Raw genomic sequence first — 20,421 nt, 5'->3', positions numbered from 1 at the left:
GCACAGCACAGCACAGCAGGATTATCGCATCTTTTAACTGACTATCAACAACATTCTCTTTCCGAACGTGAAAAAGGTACTTATTTTGAAGATCTCATTTTACTCTATTTCAAAAATGAACCCTTTTATAGCGTTTACTACCAAGAAATTCTCACCTTTAAAGATTGGATTGAAAAATACTACTCTGAACTGCCTTCAAACGACACAGGGATAGATCTTGTTGCGGTAACTCATAGTGGTGAAAATCACGCTATTCAATGCAAATGTTATTCACCTGATCACCGTATCAGCAAATCGGATATTGATAGTTTCTTTACTGCATCGGGAAAAAATTATTTTCATCATCGCATTATTGTTGCTGCCACTGATCACTGGACAGATAATGCTTACGCTTCCCTTTCCAACCAAAATCCACCTGTTACCGTTATCAACCGTTCTGATTTAGAACACAGTGCGATTGATTGGGAAAAATTTGCTTTTCAGCAAGAAGTACCATTAAAACCAAAGAAAACCCTGCGTGAACATCAAAAATCAGCACTTGCACAAGTACGACTTGGTTTAAAAGATGCTGATCGTGGCAAGCTGATTATGGCGTGTGGCACAGGGAAAACCTTCACTTCTCTAAAAATTGCAGAAAATTTAGCGGGTAACGGCAAAAAAGTGCTTTTCTTAGTGCCAAGCCTTGCTCTACTTTCACAAAGTCTAACGGAATAGACACAAGAATCTGAATACCCTCTGCATTGCTTTGCAGTCTGCTCCGATAGTGATGTAGGAAAACAACGTAAAGAAAAAAATCAAGATGATCGCGTACAACAACTCAATCACGAATTGCAATACCCTGCTACCACCAATGCTCAATCGTTGATTAAAGCAGTCAATGCCCAAAGTCGAGATCTTGCAATGACGGTGATTTTTTCCACCTATCATTCTATTGAGGTGATCCACCAAGCTCAACAACAAGGTTTGGGCGAATTTGATCTGGTTATTTGCGATGAAGCCCACCGAACCACTGGTGCAAGTTTTGATGATGCCAAAGAAGAATCTGCATTTGTAAGGGTACATAATAACGATTATATTCAGGCGAAAAAACGCCTCTATATGACTGCCACACCACGCATTTATACCGAAGAGGCTAAAAAAACCGAAGGCGTTACCGTCTATTCAATGGACGATGAGCAACGCTTTGGCAAAGAGCTCTACACCATCAGTTTCTCGAAAGCGGTCAAAGAAGGCTTGCTGGTGGATTATAAAGTGCTCGTTCTTGCTGTGGAAGAAAGCCATATCCATCAACGCCTTGAGAAATTATTTGAAGGTACAGAAATTCAAGTAGATGATGCTGCCAAAATTGTCGGCTGCTGGAAAGCCTTATCAAAATACGGCATTTTAGATGAATTGGGCGATACTGAACCAATGAAAAGAGCGGTCGCTTTTTGCCAAGTGATTGAAAAAGAGTACAAAGGCAATACGCATAAAGTCAGCTCCAAAAACATTGCAGAAATTTTTAGTAACGTGGTCAATGCTTATCAGCAACAAGAAATTTTGGCATTAGAAGCTCAAAACCCCGATTTTAAACCCGATAATTCCCTCTTGCTCAAATGCGAAGCCGAACACGTTGATGGTGGAATGAATGCTAGCGAAAAATCCGCCAAAATTGAATGGTTAAAAGCGGAAAATGAAACCAATACTTGCCGTGTTCTCTCAAATGTGCGTTGTTTATCGGAGGGGGTAGATGTTCCCGCCTTAGATGCAGTGCTTTTTCTCACGCCAAGAAGTTCTCAGGTTGATGTCGTGCAATCCGTTGGGCGAGTAATGCGTAAAGCAGAAGGCAAAAAACGGGGCTATGTGATTTTACCTGTGGTGATTCCTGCTGGAATTGAACCTAACGAAGCTCTTGATAAAAACGAAAATTACAAAGTCGTTTGGCAAGTGCTAAACGCCTTGCGAGCCCACGATGACCGCTTTGATGCAATGATCAACAAAATGGAATTTGACGGTGCAGCAAAAGATAAAATTGAGGTGGTTTCTGTCATCAGTAAGGTATTAGCGAAGCAAAAACAAAAGCCAACAAAAGTCAAAAAACCATCAGGCAGAGGTGAAAAAACTATTGGCAACCGAAATGACACTTCATTTAACAATGAAACACAACTTGAAATGGAATTTGAAATCGGCGAAATCGAGCGGGCTTTAACCGCCAAAATCGTCAAAAAATGTGGTAATCGCACCCATTGGGAAGATTGGGCAAATGATGTAGCAAAAATCGCTAACACTCATATTGAACGTATCAACACTATTCTTGCCAATCCACAAAATCACCAAGAGCGGTCAGTTTTTGAAGCGTTTCTTAATGAATTGCGTGATGATTTAAACCAAGCCATTAGCGAAGCCGAAGCGGTAGAAATGTTGGCACAGCATTTAATTACCAAACCGGTGTTTAATGCCCTATTTGCCAATGATAATTTCACCAAGCACAACCCAATGTCGCAAGCAATGCAAAAAGTCGTAGAGATATTTGAACAGAAAAATCTCACCGCTGAAACCACACAGCTCAAAACCTTCTATGAAAGCATTCAATTTAGAGTGAGCAATATTCACTCGCCAGAAGGAAAACAAAAAATCATCAAAGAACTGTATGACAGTTTCTTTAATAAAGCCTTTCCTAAAATGGCAGAACGACTCGGCATTGTTTACACCCCTGTTGAAGTAGTAGATTTTATTATCCATTCCGTTGAAGATGTGCTGAAAAACGAATTTAATGCAAGTCTTGCCGATAAAGGCGTGCAGATTATCGACCCTTTCACTGGCACGGGAACGTTTATCACTCGCCTGCTCCAAAGTGGGATTATTCCGCCTGAAAAACTACCACAAAAATATCAAGAAATTCACGCTAACGAAATTGTACTGCTCGCCTATTACATTGCGGCGATTAACATTGAATCGGTTTATCACGCTCTACTTGCAGAACATTTTACAAATCAAAGCGAAAATCCAACCGCTTACCAGCCATTTGAAGGGATCTGTTTAACCGATACCTTCCAAATGTACGAAAAAGAAGATTTGGTCGATGAGATTTTACAAATCAACAGTCACCGCCGAAAACGCCAAAAAGCCCTTGATATTAAAGTGATTATCGGTAATCTGCCTTATTCGGCTGGGCAAGAAAGTGCCAATGATAATAATGCCAATGTGGTATATCCTCAATTAGACGAAAAAATTCGCCTAAGCTACGCAGAAAAAAGCCGTTCAACTAATAAAAATGCCCTTTATGACAGCTATATCCGTGCAATCCGCTGGGCAAGTGATCGCATTGGCGACAACGGTATTATTGGTTTTGTCACTAACGGCGGTTATTTAGAATCCAACTCTGCCGATGGTTTACGTCAATGTTTAGCCGAAGAATTTAGTTCTCTGTATATTTTTCATTTAAGGGGTAACGCTCGCACATCGGGCGAACGTCGTCGTAAAGAGAAAGACAATATTTTTGGGCAAGGTACGAGAACGCCTGTTTCGATTGCAATTTTAGTTAAAAATCCGACCACTTGTGAGCGAGGCAAAATCTACTTCCACGATATTGGCGATTACCTCACTCGTGACCAAAAGCTGGAAAAGATAAGTCAATTTGCCTCAATCAATGGCATTGACGCTGTGAAGGGCTGGCAACGTATTATCCCTGACCAATTTAACGATTGGCTCAATCAACGCGACCCAAATTTTGATACCTATATTTCAATGGGGGATAAAAGCAAGAAAGAAACCCAAGTTATCTTTAACAACTATTCGTTAGGGCTGGGTAGCTCACGAGATGCTTGGGCATATAATTTTTCTTATACAACACTTTCCGATAATATGAAATCAATGACTGAGTTTTATAATTCAGAAGTAAAACGCTATGAAATTGAAAGTAAGCACAAAGATATTAAGGAATTGAGCGAATTTGTGAGCAATGATCCAACAAAAATCAGTTGGTCAAGTAGTTTACTACCGAAAGTAGCAAGAGGAAGCTATGCCAATTTTAATGAGAAGAAAATTGTTGATGGGTTATATCGTCCATATAATAAACTTAATGTCTATTTTGACAATATGATGATACACCGTGTTGCTCAAATGCCTAATATCTTCCCCACCGCCCAAGCAGAAAATAGGGTGATTTATATCAGCGGCATTGGAAATTCAGGAAAACCGTTTTCTGCCTTAATGGTTAATGTTATTCCTGATTTGAATATGCAACATTCTGGTGGGCAAGGTTTTCCCCTCTACCTTTACGAAAAAGTGGAAATACAAGCGGGCAATTTTGATGATCTTTTTGTAAATCAAACAGAAAATACCACCGCTTGCGAGGGCTATCAACGCCGAGAGGCAATTACTGATGAGGCTCTAGCTCACTTTAACACGGCATACCCAAATGAAAATATCGGCAAAGAGGATATTTTCTACTATATTTACGGCTTACTCCACAGTGAGGAATACCGTGAAAAATACGCTGATAATCTCAGCAAACAGCTACCACGCATTCCTTGCGTGAAAAGTACGGTAGATTTTTGGACATTTTCACAGGCTGGGCGTGAATTGGCAGAACTTCATTTAAACTACGAAAACGTCCCCATATACCCTGATGTCCGCTTTAAAGGTGGCTTAAAAATTGTTGATGACCAGCTTTCAGGCGGTATTGGCGAGGATTTTTATGTAGAAAAAATGAAATTTACTGGCAAAATTCTCAATGAAGAAACGGGCAAAAAAGAGGACGATAAAAGCAAAATTGCCTATAACACCAAATTTACTATTGAGAATATCCCACTTGAAGCCTATGACTATATTGTCAATGGCAAATCGGCGATTGAATGGGTGATGGAGCGTCAAAGTGTCAAAGTCGATAAAGCCAGTGGCATTATCAATGATGCGAACGATTGGGCAATTGAAACGATGCAAAACCCACGCTATCCTCTCGAATTGCTGCTACGGGTCATCACGGTGAGTCTTGAAACTAACCGTATTGTGAACGGATTGCCGAAGTTAAAGATTTGAAACAAAAATGGGGCGTAACATACGCCCCAATATTTTCTAAAAACCAACCGCACTTTTATCTCAACGCTTTCTCAATCTTCTCAAATAAATCTTTGGAAAGATGTTCAACGCTGCTTAAACGTTCCAATGCCCGTTTCATCAAGGTTTGGCGTTGGGCATCAAAGCGGGCGAAACGAATGAGGGGTTCGATTAAGCGGGCGGCAACTTGTGGGTTGGCTTCGTTAAGTCGAATTAATACATCCGTTAAGAAGCGATAGCCTGAGCCGCTAATATCATGGAAAGCCTTAAGATTTTGGTTGGCAAAACTGCCCACTAATGCCCGCAGACGGTTTGGATTGTTAAAATTAAAGCTTGGGTGATCCATCAGCTGATGGACAATTTCCAATACGTTTTCATCCGGTCGGGTAGCTTGCAAGGCAAACCATTTATCCATCACTAAGCCATCGTGTTGCCATTTTTGTTCAAAATCGGCAAGTAAGGTGTCGCGGCACGGCAGAGAGGCTTTCGTTGCGGCACTGAGTGCGGCAAGGGTATCTGTCATATTATTTGCCGCATTGTAGTGTTTATGCACTAAATTATTGCCAAGTGCGGTATAGGCTAAATAATTCAGACAAAGATTACGCATTGCACGCAGGGCGATATCTTGCCGGGTGATACGATAGCCTTCCAAACGAATATGATTGTATGTTTTGAGCAATGCTTCCTTCAAATATTCCGCAATAGCACGTTGCATAAATTCCCGTGCTGCCACAATGCCATCAGGATCAATGGTTTTGAAACTTTCGGCAAATTCAATTTCCCTTGGTAAGGTGAGAATTAAGGTTGCCAATTCAATATCTGCTTCATAATTTTCCAATACCTGTAAAAGTGCGGTCAAAATTTGAGGTGAAATCTCGAAATCTTCACCTTGTTGGAAATGGGTTACGTTACGTCGTAACTCATTTATCAATAACATCTGTGCCGCATCCCAACGCACAAAGGCATTATCGGCAAATTTTAACAAAGTGAGAAGTTGGTCGGTGGTGTAATCATAGTCCAATTTCACCGGGGCAGAAAAATCTTCCAACAAAGCAGGAACCTGGCGTCCATAAATACCGTGAAATTCAAACACTTGATCTTTTTCTGTGATATTGAGTACACCACTTAATGCTTTGCCGTCATATTGAAGCATTTGTTTTGTGCCGTCTTGGGCATATAACGCCATTTTTAGCGGAATATGTAAATTCACTTTTTCCATTTGATCCGCTGTCGGTGGGGTTGATTGAGAAACGCTAAGGCGATAAGTGTGGGTTTGTTCATCATAAGCATCCGTAATTAATAATTCCGGTGTGCCTGATTGACTATACCAACGGCGGAATTGGGTTAAATCCAACTCGTTGGCACGTTCCATAGCGGAAACAAAATCTTCACAGGTGGCGGCTTTGCCGTCATTTTCTGTGATATAGAGTGCCATGCCTTTTTGAAATCCCGCTTCGCCTAATAAGGTATGCAACATACGAATGACTTCTGCGCCTTTTTCATACACCGTCACCGTATAAAAGTTATTCATTTCAATCACTTTTTCCGGACGAATTGGATGTGCCATTGGGCCGGCATCTTCGGCAAATTGCGTGGTGCGTAAGAATTTCACATTATTGATACGATTTACCGCACGAGAGCCGGTATCAGAGGAAAACTCTTGATCACGGAAAACGGTTAAACCTTCTTTTAAACTTAATTGGAACCAATCACGGCAAGTAATGCGGTTACCCGTCCAGTTATGGAAATACTCATGAGCAATCACACTTTCGATAGCAAGATAATCTTCATCTGTTGCGGTTTGTGGGTTCGCCAATACAAATTTAGAATTGAAGATATTCAATCCTTTATTTTCCATCGCCCCCATATTGAAAAAATCTACCGCCACAATCATATAAATATCTAAATCGTATTCAAGATTAAAGCGTTCTTCATCCCATTTCATGGATTTTTTCAGGCTTTCCATGGCCCAGCCTGCACGATCAAGATTGCCTCGATCCACATAGAGTTCTAAGGCCACTTCCCGACCACTTTGGGTGATAAATTTATCTTGTAATAAATCAAAATCCCCTGCCACTAAAGCAAATAAATAGCTTGGTTTCGGGAAAGGATCATACCATTCAACCCAGTGGCGACCGTTATCTAATTCGCCTTCAGCGATGCGGTTTCCGTTGGAAAGTAAATAAGGATATTTCGTTTTATCTGCGGTAATTTTGGTGGTGTAACGGGCCAATACATCCGGGCGATCCAGCATATAAGTGATTTGACGGAAACCTTCCGCTTCACATTGGGTACAAATGCCTTCCCCCGATTGATACAAACCTTGTAACGAGGTATTTTTGGCAGGGACAAGAATGGTGACGATCTCTAGCTCAAATTCAGCCGCATGTTGTTCCCTTAAATCTAAGGTTAAACTTTCACCGTCTTGCTGATAAGCGGTAAAAGGCTTACCGTTAAACCGAATGGAAGAAAACTGGAAACTGTGACCGTCTAAACGCAAATGGGTTGCTTCGTCATTTAAACGTTGGAATTTGGTGGTTGCGGTAACAACGGTGTGATTTGGATCAAGCTGAAAATCCAAATAAATGTCTGTCACCGTAAAATCTGGCTTTTTATAATCTTTTCGATATTTTGCTTTGGCTAACATAATTGGCCCTTTTCAAGAAAAAATTGCCCATTAGGATATGATTTTAAAGCAAAAGTTGCAATGGAATTTTCTCTCCTAACGCCTAAGCAAACGTTTGCTTGAGTAAGTTGAATTATGCTATTCTACGCACCGTTTTTAATTTCATTCAAGAGTAAAAAATGTCTGCAACACTAGCACAAATTGCCATTGTGATGGGCTCCAAAAGTGATTGGGCAACCATGCAAGAAAGCACACAAATTTTAGATGAACTCAATGTGCCTTACCACGTTGAAATTGTTTCTGCCCACCGCACCCCCGATAAACTTTTCACCTTTGCTGAAAATGCACAGAAAAACGGTTATAAAGTAATTATTGCCGGTGCAGGCGGTGCAGCACATTTACCGGGTATGCTTGCGGCAAAAACCTTAGTTCCCGTACTAGGTGTGCCGGTGAAAAGTTCTATGTTAAGCGGTGTAGACAGTCTTCATTCTATTGTGCAAATGCCAAAAGGTATTCCTGTAGGCACCCTTGCTATCGGCCCTGCCGGTGCAGCCAATGCGGCATTACTTGCCGCACAAATGTTGGCAACCTGGGATCAGGATTTACTTTCCCGTTTGCAGGCTTACCGTGAAAAACAAACGCAAGTGGTGTTGGACAATCCTGACCCACGTGTATAAAAACATAAAAATTTGACCGCACTTTTAATTAAAGTGCGGTTGTTTTTTCGATGATTTTTAATGAGAAATAATATGCAACAATCCTCCCTCTATCCTACGGTTTATGTGCTTGGTAACGGTCAATTAGGCAGAATGCTCCGCTATGCCGGTGCGCCTTTAGATATTCAAGTAGAACCTTTAGCCTTCAACGCCCCTGTTTTTGATTTACCAAAAGATGCGGTGATCACCGCAGAAATTGAACGTTGGGAAAAAACACCCCTCACCGAATTACTCGGCAGCCACCCAAATTTTGTCAATCAACCTATCTTTGGCTTATTGGCAGATCGTTTAACACAAAAATCCCTGTTAGATGAACTGGGGCTCTCCACCTCCCCTTGGAGTCTGTTGGAAAATAAAGAACAATGGCAAGAAGTTTTCCAAAACATCGGTGAAAAAGTCGTGGTGAAAAGCCGTACCGGTGGCTATGACGGACGAGGACAATGGATTATCACCAAGGAAAACCAAAGTGAGATTACCGATGATTTATTCGGTGAGGTGATTGCGGAGAAATTTATTCCTTTTGATTATGAGGTATCAATTGTTGGTGCACGTTTCAAAAATAGTGAAAAACGCTTTTACCCTGTCACACACAATCTTCAACAAAATGGCATCTTACGTTATAGCGTAATGGATAGCACTTTCCCACAACAATCCGCCCAACAGGTTCAGGCGGAAGAAATGTTGGGAAAAATTATGGATAGGCTCAATTATGTGGGTGTGATGGCAATGGAATGTTTTGTGGTGGGCGATAAACTGCTGATCAATGAGCTTGCTCCACGAGTACACAACAGCGGGCACTGGACACAACTGGGCTGTTCCATTAGCCAATTTGAGTTACATTTGCGTGCGTTGTTGGATTTGCCTACCCCAAATTTGGAAACTTTTGCGCCGAGTGTGATGGTGAATTTAATTGGCACAGATCATCATCCACAATGGTTAAACATCCCATTTGCCCAGCTTCATTGGTATAGCAAAGAAGTTCGCCCGGGGCGGAAAGTCGGACATATTAATCTTTCTCACCCGGATAAATCCGTTATCGTTCAACAACTGGAAAAACTTCGTCATACTTTGCCGGGAGATTATCAATCCGGTTTAGATTGGACGCTCGCACAATTAAAATAAATTCATTTTTAACCGCACTTTTTGATGTCATTTTCAAAATAAAAAAGTGCGGTTTATTTTTATGGTGTTTTTACTTGCTAAACCTCAAGGGTTGCAGTATAAAACGATCAATTTCATCCCATTAAAAAGGAAAACACTATGTTTGAAAATATCAAAGCCGCTCCTGCCGATCCGATTCTTGGCTTAGGCGAAGCATTCAAATCCGAAACCCGCGCGAATAAAATCAACCTTGGCATCGGCGTCTATAAAGATGCGCAAGGTGCTACACCGATTATGCGCGCAGTCAAAGAAGCGGAAAAACGCTTACTGGACAAAGAAAATACCAAAAATTACCTCACTATTGACGGTATCGCAGAATATAACCGCTTAACCCAAGTGCTTCTTTTTGGTGCAGACAGTGATGTGGTGAAACAACAACGTGCCAGAACCGTGCAAAGCCTTGGTGGAACCGGTGCATTACGCATTGCCGCTGAATTTGTGAAACGCCAAACCAAAGCACAGAATGTGTGGATCAGCACACCGACTTGGCCAAACCATAATGCGATTTTCAATGCAGTGGGGATGACTATTCGTGAATACCGCTACTACGATGCAGAAAATAAAAAGCTTGATTGGGATAATTTAATCGCTGATTTAAGCAACGCCAATGAAGGAGACGTGGTGCTTCTTCACGGTTGCTGCCACAACCCGACCGGTATCGACCCAACCCCGGAACAATGGAAACAACTGGCAGATCTTTCTGCTAAAAATGGCTGGTTACCTTTATTTGATTTTGCCTACCAAGGTTTAGCAAACGGATTAGATGAAGATGCCCTTGGCTTACGCACCTTTGCCAAAAATCACAAGGAATTACTTGTCGCCAGCTCTTTCTCTAAAAACTTCGGTTTATATAATGAACGGGTAGGCGCTTTCACCTTAGTGGCGGAAAATTCAGAGATTGCCTCAACCGCATTAACTCAAGTGAAATCCATTATCCGTACGCTCTACTCTAACCCGGCCTCTCACGGTGCGGCGACAGTAACACAAGTATTAAGCGATCCGCAACTTCGCCAATCTTGGGATGATGAACTCACCGAAATGCGTGAACGAATCAAAAAAATGCGCCATTTATTTGTGCAATTATTAAAAGAGTACGGCGCACAACAAGATTTCAGTTTTATAATTGAACAAAATGGTATGTTCTCCTTCAGTGGTTTAACTGCGGAACAAGTAGATCGCTTAAAAGAAGAATTTGCGATTTATGCCGTGCGTTCAGGTCGCATTAATGTGGCAGGCATTACTGAAGATAACATCCGTTATTTATGTGAAAGTATTGTGAAGGTGCTTTAATCTATCATTAAAAACAAAAAGCGCATCTTGTATGCGCTTTTTTGTCTCATCACAAAAATTGAAACAACTTTAGATGTTATTTAAAAATAATAAAGAATTTTATAAAAAATATTAAATTAATTGATTTTGTTTAAAACTTCACTCGAAAAACTTTTAAGCGAATCTCCTCCTTCTTAAACTGTAAGAAAATTATTTTTTAGGAGGTATTTTTTATGCAGTTTATAAAAGTTGCCCTTGTCGGAATCGGACAAATTTTTTTACAAGAAAACGGTTTATCGGGACTGATTATCTGCATTGCGATGTTTTTCAGCCATTGGGCACTCGGTATCGGTTGTTTATTGGGTTCAATCATCGGCACATTAACGGCGATAAAACTCAATTATCCGAAAGAGGAAATCAAGCAAGGCTTATATGGTTTCAATGCCAGCCTTGCCTTTATGTGTACCATGTTCACCTTTGGGTTAAACGGGGTTTCATTTCTTATTTTTCTATTAGGGGTTATCAGCTCAGTTGTCTCAACTCTGATTATGCGGGAATTTACCAAAAGAAATTGGGTCGCCTATACTTTTCCTTTTGTTCTCACCTGTTGGATTTTTTGCTGGGGCATCTCACAAATTGGTTTATTCGGTTTATGGCAAACCACACCGGCACTCGCCGATCACACCACGACCTTAGAATCTATCAAACAACCTTTTTATGCTTGGGCAGAGGTCAACTTTGGCGTAAGCCTCGTCACTGGATTGCTTTTATTTATCGCCATTGCGCTGAGCTCACCCATTGCCGCCCTTTGGGGGATGACCGCCTCCATCATCAGCTCATTTATCGCCGATTGTCTTTTTGATATCGAACCGAACCAGCTGGCCAATGGTATTTATAGCTTCTCCGCCATTTTAGTTGCCTGTGCTTTTGCCGGCAGACGATTACGTGATTTTGTTTATATCACTATCGGTATTATTCTGGCTATTTTCATTCAATTTGGTGTAGCCAAAATTGGCCTGCCTCCTTATACTATCGGCTTTATTGTAGCGGCTTGGCTGGTGCGATGGACTAAAAGTAAAATCGATCACCGCAAAGTCAGCTTAAAAAAATTCAGTCATTTATTTAATCCATAATAAAAGAAGGTCACTATGCATTTAACATCAAGAGAACAAGAAAAACTCATGCTTTTTCTTGCCGGGGAACTGGCGGCAAAACGCAAAGCCCGTGGCGTCAAATTAAACTATCCGGAGTCTATCGCCTACATCGCAAACCACTTGCAAGAAGCAGCCCGTGATGGTATGACGGTGGCTGAAGTGATGGAATATGGTGCTACCCTGTTAACCGTCGATGATGTAATGGAAGGTATTCCCGAAATGGTTGATGAAGTACAAATTGAGGCAACATTTCCCGATGGCACCAAGTTAGTAACGGTGCATAACCCAATTCGATAATCCTCTTCACCGTAGGCTGTATGGACTTTAAATCCACGCATGCAAATGGTTGATTTTTCATAAAAAATACAGGAATAATTTGAAATGATTCCAGGTGAATATAAATTAGCAAACGGTGACATTCACGCCAATGTTGGGCGGAAAACCGTAACAATTGATGTGGTAAATAAAGGTGATCGCCCAATTCAGGTCGGCTCTCATTACCACTTTTTTGAAACCAATAATGCCCTTGAATTTGACCGCACTTTAGCACGGGGTATGCGTTTAAACGTTCCCTCAGGCAATGCGGTGCGTTTTGAACCGGGTGAGGCGAAAACCGTAGAACTCGTAGAATTTGGCGGAAACAAAATAATCTATGGCTTTCATAACAAAATTGACGGCAAACTATAAGGAATAAAACAATGGCATTAAACATTCCAAGAGCACAATATGTTGCCACATTTGGCCCCACAGTTGGCGATAGCGTGCGTTTAGGTGATACTGATTTATGGGCAACCATTGAGCAGGATTTGCTCACAAAAGGTGATGAATGTAAGTTTGGGGGCGGAAAAAGTGTGCGTGACGGTATGGCACAATCGGGCAGCGCAACCCGTGATAATCCGAATGTATTAGATTTTGTTATCACCAACGTGATGATTATTGATGCCAAACTCGGCATTATCAAAGCGGATATTGGTATTCGTGACGGGCGTATCGTGGGAATTGGACAAGCGGGAAATCCTGATACTATGGAGGGCGTAACCCCAACTATGATCATCGGTGCGAGTACCGAAGTGCACAATGGTGCAAATTTAATCGCTACCGCAGGCGGAATTGATACTCATATCCACTTTATCTGCCCACAACAAGCCCAACACGCCCTTGAAAATGGTACGACGACTTTAATTGGCGGCGGTACAGGCCCGGCAGATGGCACACATGCCACCACTTGCACACCGGGCGCATGGAATTTACAGCGAATGTTCCAAGCCGCTGAAGCATTGCCGGTTAATGTGGGCTTTTTTGGTAAAGGTAACTGCTCTACCCTTGATCCCTTAAGAGAACAGATCCGTGCCGGTGCATTGGGTTTAAAAATTCATGAAGACTGGGGCGCAACGCCTGCGGTGATTGATGCCGCATTAAAAGTAGCAGATGAAATGGATGTGCAAGTGGCAATCCATACCGATACCCTCAACGAAAGTGGCTTTTTAGAAGAAACCATGAAAGCCATTAACGGGCGTGTTATCCATACTTTCCATACAGAAGGCGCCGGCGGTGGGCATGCGCCGGATATTATCAAAGCAGCCATGTATCCCAATGTTCTTCCGGCTTCGACCAATCCCACCCGTCCGTTTACCGTCAATACCATTGACGAGCACTTGGATATGTTGATGGTTTGCCATCATTTAGACAAGCGGGTGCCGGAAGATGTAGCCTTCGCTGATAGCCGTATCCGTCCGGAAACCATTGCAGCTGAAGATATTTTGCACGATATCGGCGTGTTCTCCATTATGAGTTCCGACTCGCAAGCCATGGGACGTATCGGTGAGGTGGTGACCCGCACTTGGCAAACGGCAGATAAAATGAAAGCTCAGCGTGGCGTATTAGGTTCAGAGGGCAATGATAATTTCCGCATCAAACGCTATATTGCCAAATATACGCTAAACCCGGCGATTGCTCACGGCATTGCAGATCATGTGGGTTCATTAGAAGTGGGTAAAATTGCCGATATCGTATTGTGGAAACCCATGTTTTTTGGTGTGAAACCCGAAACCGTTATCAAAAAAGGTTTTATCAGTTATGCCAAAATGGGCGATCCTAATGCCTCAATCCCTACTCCACAGCCGGTGTTCTATCGTCCTATGTTCGGTAACCAAGGCAAAGCGACGGCCAAAACCGCGGTCGTGTTTGTTTCAAAAGCGGCTCAACAAGCGGATATTCAAGCCCAATACGGCTTAGAAAAAGAGCTGATTGCCGTGAAAGGCTGTCGAAACATTGGCAAAAAAGATTTGGTACATAATGATGCCACACCTGAAATCACAGTCGATCCCGAACGCTACGAAGTACGACTTGATGGCGAACTTATCACCTGTGAGCCGGCAGAAAAAGTGCCATTGGCACAGCGGTATTTTATGTTCTAACAAAACTCCAGCCCCAAAGGGGCTGGAACGATGGGTAAGCAGTAATCTGTTATACCCTAGGCCAAAAATTGTGATCTCACTCGAGAAAATAAAAGGTTTTTCTGATTTTAAATAGCACTTTTATTAGGATGTTGCATTGTTTTACATTTAACGAGGAATAAACATGGATCCGCAATTACAGTTATTACAATCAACATTAGAAGGTCTCCTGCAACGGTTAGATCAACATATTGAATTTTGGTATGCCCGAGATCTACAACCTCATCTCGGATACACCCGTTGGGAAAATTTTAAAATTGCTATTCAGCGGGCTGTAGATTCTTGTGAAGCCAGTGGTTATAAGGCTTCTGATCATTTTCGTGGCGTCACGAAAATGATCGATATTGGGAAAGGTGGGCAACGAAAAATTGATGATTTTATGCTCACTCGCTATGCCTGTTATTTAATTGCGCAAAATGGTGATCCAAGAAAACCTGAAATTGCTTTTGCACAAGGTTATTTTGCCGTGCAAACAAGGAAACAGGAGCTGATTGAAGAGAGAATGCAATTGCATGCACGATTAGAGGCTCGTGAACGCCTAAGAGAATCTGAAAAAGTGCTTTCACAAATTCTTTATGAACGGGGTGTTGATGATGCCGGATTTGGTCGAATTCGTTCAAAAGGCGATAATGCTCTTTTTGGCGGATTTTCTACTCAAGCCATGAAAGAAAAATATGAAATACCGAAAGGCAGAGCATTAGCCGATTTCTTACCAACACTCACCATCGCCGCCAAGCAACTTGCGACAGAGATAACCAATCACAATACGCAACAAGCTAATTTACAAGGTGAAGATACGATTACGATTGAACATATACAAAACAATAAAACCATTCGGGAAATGCTGGGGCAACGAGGTATAAAACCTGAGGCATTGCCTGCTGAGCCTGATTTGCAAAAACTCGAGCGAAAAGTAAAACGAACAGAAAAACAATTAGCTGAAAAAGTGAAAACATTACCTAAAACAGAAGACAACAATGAAAATTCTTAACCCTATTCTGCCCATTATGGAAAATATTTTGGGAAATTTAACCGCACTTCGTGAAGAAGGCAAAATCACTACACAAACCATTGAGCGCGTGCCATTGCACTGGTATGAAAGTGAACGTAATATTTTACGAAAAGCTACTACCACAGGGCGTGAAGTGGCATTTCGTTTGCTCAAAGAAGGGCAACGTTTAAAACACGATGATGTGCTCTTTATTGATGATGAATTGGTGATTGCCATCGAAATTTTGCCAAGCGAAGTCATCGTGCTTTCACCGAAAACCTTGTCTGAAATGGCACGCGCCTGTTATGAAATCGGCAACAAACATTCACCGCTTTTTCTAGATGGCGATGAAATCACCCTACCTTATGACAAGCCAATGTTTGAATGGTTACAAGCGGCAGGCTTTCATCCGAAAAAAGCCGAGCGTCGTTTAAGCCAAGCCTTGCGTGCCAATTCCGCACAAGGACATGGGCATGCCCATTCTCATAACCATTCACACGGCGGCTACCACCATCATGGAGACGGCAAGTGGCATCAACACTAAACCGGAGTTTAACCGAGTTGGGGGTGTTGCTCCACTTAGTTGACCCCACGTTGCCCATTGGTGGATTTAACCATTCCAACGGCTTGGAAACTTTCGTTCAGCAAGGCATTGTAGAAAGTAAAGCAACCCTTGAAGATTATCTCCAAACCCAGCTGTTACAAAACTGGATTTATAATGATGGCGCCTATCTTTCTCTTGCTTTCGATGCCATGGAAACCAATAATTTTGATCGTTTATGTGAATTGGATTGGGCACTTTCTGCCACCAAAATAGCGCGTGAAAGTCGTGAAGGGAGCTTTAAATTAGGAGTGAGGTTGCTGAAAATTTTTATTCGCTATGAAAATCACCCACTGCTCACCGCCTATCAACAAGCGATCAGCGAAAAACAAGTGCAAGGCTATTTCCCGATTGTGTTTGCGATGGTCGCTCAAGCGATGGGATTGACCAAAGCGGATACGCTTTATGCTTTTTATTACAACGCTGCCGTTGGAGCGATTACCAATGGCGTGAAGCTTATTCCGCTCAGCCAAATGGACGGGCAAGATATTCTGTTTGCATTACGCCAGCCATTACAACAAGCGGTGGAATTAAGTTTAAATCCTGATCCTGATTGGCTAGGTGCAGCCACCCTCGCCAATGATATTCGGGCAATGCAACACGAACAGCTTTATACCAGATTATATATGTCGTAGCTTAATATAAAGATAAAATATGAAAAATTATAATCTCAAAAAAATAATTCCTATTATTTTAAAATTTTTGCAAACATTGCTCTATCTTTTTATGGGATTTATTACCCAAATTTTATTTTATTGTTTTACAAATGATTATTCTTTGCCTGTAGTTTCATTTCTATTATTTATAGGAATACTGTTAAGTTTTTTATTACTAAAGCAGAAGACAGATAATATAATTGATACGATCATAAAATATATACCACTACCATTATTTATTATAATTGGAGTTCTATTTTATATTGCACGTTCCATTAACTCTCCAATTACAAAGGTTATTGATATTTTGGGTAAAAAATCAGCTAATTTTATACATTCATTACTTAATAACCCAGAGTTCTATTGTAAACCCATTTGTAAACTCTTAGAGGAAAATATATTATATATCCAAGTAATAATTTTTTTCCTAATAGCATTAATCCCTTTATATTCAACCTGTAAAATCGTAATCAATATAATTAAACTTTGGTCAAAATAGGAAAAACAATGCGTAACTACATTAAAATCGGCGTCGCCGGCCCTGTTGGGGCGGGTAAAACGGCGTTAATTGAAAAACTTACCCGTGAAATCGCCGGCAAATACAGTGTGGCGGTGATCACCAATGATATTTACACCCAAGAAGATGCGGAATTTTTAACCCAAAACAGCCTACTTCCGCCTGAGCGGATAATGGGCGTGGAAACCGGCGGTTGTCCGCACACTGCAATCCGAGAAGATGCGTCAATGAATTTGGAAGCCGTAGATGAAATGGTCGCACGGTTTCCGGATGTAGAAATTGTGTTTATCGAATCAGGCGGTGATAATCTTTCTGCCACTTTTAGCCCTGATTTAGCGGACGTCACAATTTTCGTGATTGATGTGGCACAAGGCGAGAAAATCCCACGCAAAGGTGGGCCGGGTATTACCCGTTCGGATTTATTGGTGATTAATAAAACCGATCTTGCGCCATTCGTGGGGGCAGATCTTAGCGTGATGGAACGTGATGCCCGCCGTATGCGTAATGGTCAGCCCTTCATTTTTACTAACCTGATGAAAAAAGAAAATTTAGAAGGCGTGATCGGTTGGATCGAAAAATATGCCTTATTGAAAAATGTGGAAGAGCCAGCGGCCTTGGTAAGATAAAAGCCAATTTATGCTTGCTAAAGTGCGGTATTTTTTTGACTAATTTTAAAAAACCATGAAGAGTAAACTCAAACTTTCCACCAAACTCTCAAACGGCAAGACACAACTTGCCGAATACTTTGCCACGCCACCTTTCAAGGTAATGACTTTGCCTAACCATTCCGGCATTTGGCAACAAGGCTTAAATGCGATGCAAATGTCATCATCACCCGGTGTGCTGGCAGGCGATTTGTTGGAGATTCAAATTTCACTGGCAAAATCTACCGCACTTTCGCTAAATACCCAGGCCTTCACCCGTGTGCAAGCCATGAATGAAAAGGAAAGTGCCGAACAAATCACCCACATTCACTTGGCTGAATATAGCCGCTTGTTCTACTTGCCACATCCATTGGTACTGCATAAAGATTCCGCTTTCAAACAAAAAACCACCATTGAAATGCAACCAAACAGCGAATTAATTTACGGTGAAATTATCGCTATTGGACGGGTACTCAATGGTGAACGTTTTGCTTTCCGCCAATTTTCATCTCATTTGAATATTTATGCTTTACAACATAATGGTAAAAAATATCCGTTGCTGTCCGATTGTATTCAATGGCACCCTGCCTTAATGCGACTCACCGCATTAAGCCAAATGGAAAACTATACCCATCAGGGGGCGTTAATCTATCTCAATCGAGGGAAAAGTGCGGTTGAATTAAAAGGAATTTTACAACGCATTCATGCTCATCTTGCGGAGGAAAAAAGCATGCTCGTTGGCGCTTCTCTTTTAAACAGCGAGGGGATTATCATACGCGTTCTAGGCTACCGTGCGGAGCCTATTCAGGCACTGTTTCATCAGATAGCTAACCGTTTTCAAAACGAAATGAAATAAAAAAGGGCAGATCAATCACTGCCCCACTTTTAGCATTTGATATATTCTAACGCAGGTAAATTTAAGGCTTGTAGAAGTTGCTGCGTCATTGATTTATGGCTTAATTTTATCGGTTTTTCCACCATCACAATCCGCTGAATATCCGTTAATTTTTTGTGATCTAAATAAGCAAAATTCAATGCGGTTTGTAATGCCGGTAAACTTGGGTTGAAAGCCGCATTTTCTGCATATCGCCCGCTGATTATTTCGCCACTTTTGAACAACATAGCAATGCCATGCGGGCTTTCCGAATAAGGGCAATGGGATTGGTTTGCCGCTAAAATCCCTTGATTAATCAATTCATCATCATGATTTGCAACCAAATGATGTTCTTCTTTTGCTAATAAACAACTCGTAATATCAAGATCCTTTGGCCCAAAAGAATCGGGCAAATAATCCCGCAGCGAATTATTCAAACTATGGGGAAGATGAATTTGTAACGTTTCAGCCCCTTGCAATTCATTCATAAATTGTCGGCAATGTCCACAAGGCGTGTAATTCACTACCATATGGGTTATTTGCGTTTCACCACGCAACCACGCATGGCTAATCGCACTTTGCTCGGCATGAATAGTTTGCTGAATCGCCACATTGGCAAATTCCTGATTCGCTCCAAAATAAAAATCGCCCTTTTGACCAATCGCCACTGCACCAACATTAAAATGAGAAACATCCGTGTGGCTATAACAAGCAGCAACAGGAAGGAGATACAAAGCCAATTGGAAGGGTTCGAATGTAAAATCTGCACAAAGCTGTTCGACTTGCTGAGCACTCAAAAAGCCAGCCCAATTCCCCGCTTCTAATGTTTTGAGAATTGCCCGGTTCAAAGGATCATTTTGTGGTAATGCCTGTTTGATTAATGCTTGCATTGCTTCTCCTTTAAAAATATTTAAAAATTTAACCGCACTTATTGTAGCTCAAAATATTTATGAAATTTAACCGCACTTATTGTAGCTCAAAATATTTATGAAATTTGTGAAAAAGATCACGATTTAAACGATGTAGGTAGATTGTTAATCAATCGTTAAATGTTTATAAAAATAACATTTCAATACAAATAACCTATCAATTCTATCTAATAAAGTGGCTTTATTCCCTACTTTTATTATGTATAATAGCCACACTTGAAGCGAAATAGCTTCTGTATCCCAAAAAACGCATCAACAATTTAGAGGAAAAAATTATGTCAAAAACATCTATCGGTTTAGATAAAGAGCAATCTGCACAATTAGCAAACAAATTAAATGATTTACTCGCCAGTTACCAAATTTTCTATACGAATGTACGTGGTTATCACTGGAATATTAAAGGGGTAAACTTCTTTGAATTACATGCAAAATTTGAGGAAATTTACACCGATTTAATCACTAAAATCGATGAACTTGCAGAACGTATCCTCACCTTAGGTCATACGCCTAACAATGCTTACAGCCAATATTTAAAAGTTTCTCGTATTCAAGAAGATATCGCGGTAAGCGGTGCGCAAGAATGTTTATCCGGCACCTTATCCGGTTTAAAAGTGTTACTTGAACAACAACGTGAAATCCTTGCCCTTGCAGGGGATGCCGATGATGAAGGTACAGCTTCACAAATGAGCGACTACATCAAAGAGCAAGAAAAATTAGTATGGATGTTCCAAGCTGCTTGCCAAACTTGCCATGCATAATTAAAAACAATAAAAAAACAAAACCTGCCGAT

General features: G+C 41.2%; 16 protein-coding genes and 1 pseudogene. 15 read left to right on the top strand and 2 right to left on the bottom strand.

The annotated features are described in order from the left end of the window. Positions 1-96 precede the first annotated feature (96 nt). Positions 97-1,104, top strand: a pseudogene (locus tag BKK52_RS14290) (restriction endonuclease); the annotation flags it as partial. After that, positions 1,099-5,019, top strand: coding sequence for a type ISP restriction/modification enzyme (locus BKK52_RS12670; RefSeq protein ID WP_425272088.1), 3,921 nt, complete (start codon positions 1,099-1,101; stop codon positions 5,017-5,019). The pseudogene BKK52_RS14290 and the gene BKK52_RS12670, both read left to right, overlap by 6 nt. A gap of 55 nt (positions 5,020-5,074) precedes the next feature. On the opposite strand, the gene pepN is transcribed toward BKK52_RS12670, so the two are convergent. Further along, positions 5,075-7,684 (bottom strand): aminopeptidase N, encoded by a 2,610-nt coding sequence (gene pepN, locus BKK52_RS12665; protein ID WP_077478846.1) that lies wholly within the window; start codon positions 7,682-7,684, stop codon positions 5,075-5,077. Positions 7,685-7,842: 158 nt separating this feature from the next. Here pepN and purE point away from each other — a divergent pair, with 158 nt between their 5' ends. The 12 genes from purE (at position 7,843) to BKK52_RS12600 (ending at position 18,684) form a co-directional block, all read left to right on the top strand. Then, positions 7,843-8,340 (top strand): 5-(carboxyamino)imidazole ribonucleotide mutase, encoded by a 498-nt coding sequence (purE, locus tag BKK52_RS12660; RefSeq protein WP_077473830.1) that lies wholly within the window; start codon positions 7,843-7,845, stop codon positions 8,338-8,340. Between the two features lie 72 nt (positions 8,341-8,412). Then, entirely contained in the window at positions 8,413-9,501 is a 1,089-nt protein-coding gene (purK, locus tag BKK52_RS12655; protein ID WP_077478845.1) for a 5-(carboxyamino)imidazole ribonucleotide synthase, read from the top strand. A 138-nt stretch (positions 9,502-9,639) separates the two neighbouring features. Beyond that, positions 9,640-10,830, top strand: coding sequence for an amino acid aminotransferase (locus BKK52_RS12650; protein ID WP_077415914.1), 1,191 nt, complete (start codon positions 9,640-9,642; stop codon positions 10,828-10,830). A 212-nt stretch (positions 10,831-11,042) separates the two neighbouring features. Beyond that, complete coding sequence (locus BKK52_RS12645) at positions 11,043-11,942, top strand: urea transporter (RefSeq protein ID WP_077478844.1); 900 nt, start codon at positions 11,043-11,045, stop codon at positions 11,940-11,942. 15 nt (positions 11,943-11,957) lie between these two features. Beyond that, positions 11,958-12,260, top strand: a complete 303-nt coding sequence (gene ureA, locus BKK52_RS12640) for an urease subunit gamma (protein ID WP_077420036.1) — start codon at positions 11,958-11,960, stop codon at positions 12,258-12,260. 84 nt (positions 12,261-12,344) lie between these two features. Continuing rightward, positions 12,345-12,650 carry an urease subunit beta gene (gene ureB, locus BKK52_RS12635; RefSeq protein WP_077420035.1) on the top strand — a complete coding sequence of 102 codons (306 nt, stop codon included), beginning with the start codon at positions 12,345-12,347 and terminating at the stop codon, positions 12,648-12,650. An 11-nt stretch (positions 12,651-12,661) separates the two neighbouring features. Then, positions 12,662-14,380, top strand: coding sequence for an urease subunit alpha (gene ureC, locus BKK52_RS12630; protein WP_077420034.1), 1,719 nt, complete (start codon positions 12,662-12,664; stop codon positions 14,378-14,380). A gap of 163 nt (positions 14,381-14,543) precedes the next feature. Beyond that, positions 14,544-15,410 (top strand): DNA damage-inducible protein D, encoded by an 867-nt coding sequence (dinD, locus tag BKK52_RS12625; RefSeq protein WP_077420033.1) that lies wholly within the window; start codon positions 14,544-14,546, stop codon positions 15,408-15,410. Beyond that, positions 15,397-15,954 carry an urease accessory protein UreE gene (gene ureE / locus BKK52_RS12620; protein ID WP_077478843.1) on the top strand — a complete coding sequence of 186 codons (558 nt, stop codon included), beginning with the start codon at positions 15,397-15,399 and terminating at the stop codon, positions 15,952-15,954. Before dinD ends, ureE begins: the two co-directional genes overlap by 14 nt. Continuing rightward, entirely contained in the window at positions 15,939-16,646 is a 708-nt protein-coding gene (locus BKK52_RS12615) for an urease accessory protein UreF (protein ID WP_077420031.1), read from the top strand. Before ureE ends, BKK52_RS12615 begins: the two co-directional genes overlap by 16 nt. Positions 16,647-17,174: 528 nt before the next feature. Beyond that, entirely contained in the window at positions 17,175-17,810 is a 636-nt protein-coding gene (gene ureG / locus BKK52_RS12605; RefSeq protein WP_077420030.1) for an urease accessory protein UreG, read from the top strand. A 55-nt stretch (positions 17,811-17,865) separates the two neighbouring features. Next, the gene (locus BKK52_RS12600) at positions 17,866-18,684 is read left to right on the top strand and encodes an urease accessory protein UreD (RefSeq protein WP_077420029.1); all 819 of its coding nucleotides are present in this window, start codon (positions 17,866-17,868) and stop codon (positions 18,682-18,684) included. Positions 18,685-18,713: 29 nt separating this feature from the next. On the opposite strand, the gene cdd is transcribed toward BKK52_RS12600, so the two are convergent. Beyond that, positions 18,714-19,592 (bottom strand): cytidine deaminase, encoded by an 879-nt coding sequence (gene cdd, locus BKK52_RS12595; protein ID WP_077478842.1) that lies wholly within the window; start codon positions 19,590-19,592, stop codon positions 18,714-18,716. Between the two features lie 314 nt (positions 19,593-19,906). Here cdd and BKK52_RS12590 point away from each other — a divergent pair, with 314 nt between their 5' ends. Further along, positions 19,907-20,389, top strand: a complete 483-nt coding sequence (locus tag BKK52_RS12590) for a Dps family protein (protein ID WP_077415891.1) — start codon at positions 19,907-19,909, stop codon at positions 20,387-20,389. Positions 20,390-20,421: the final 32 nt, after the last annotated feature.

This window comes from Rodentibacter trehalosifermentans, from assembly GCF_002000545.1.
Lineage (GTDB): Bacteria > Pseudomonadota > Gammaproteobacteria > Enterobacterales > Pasteurellaceae > Rodentibacter > Rodentibacter trehalosifermentans.
Note: the sequence above shows the minus strand (reverse complement) of the source record. Positions and strands in the feature narration are given on the sequence as shown.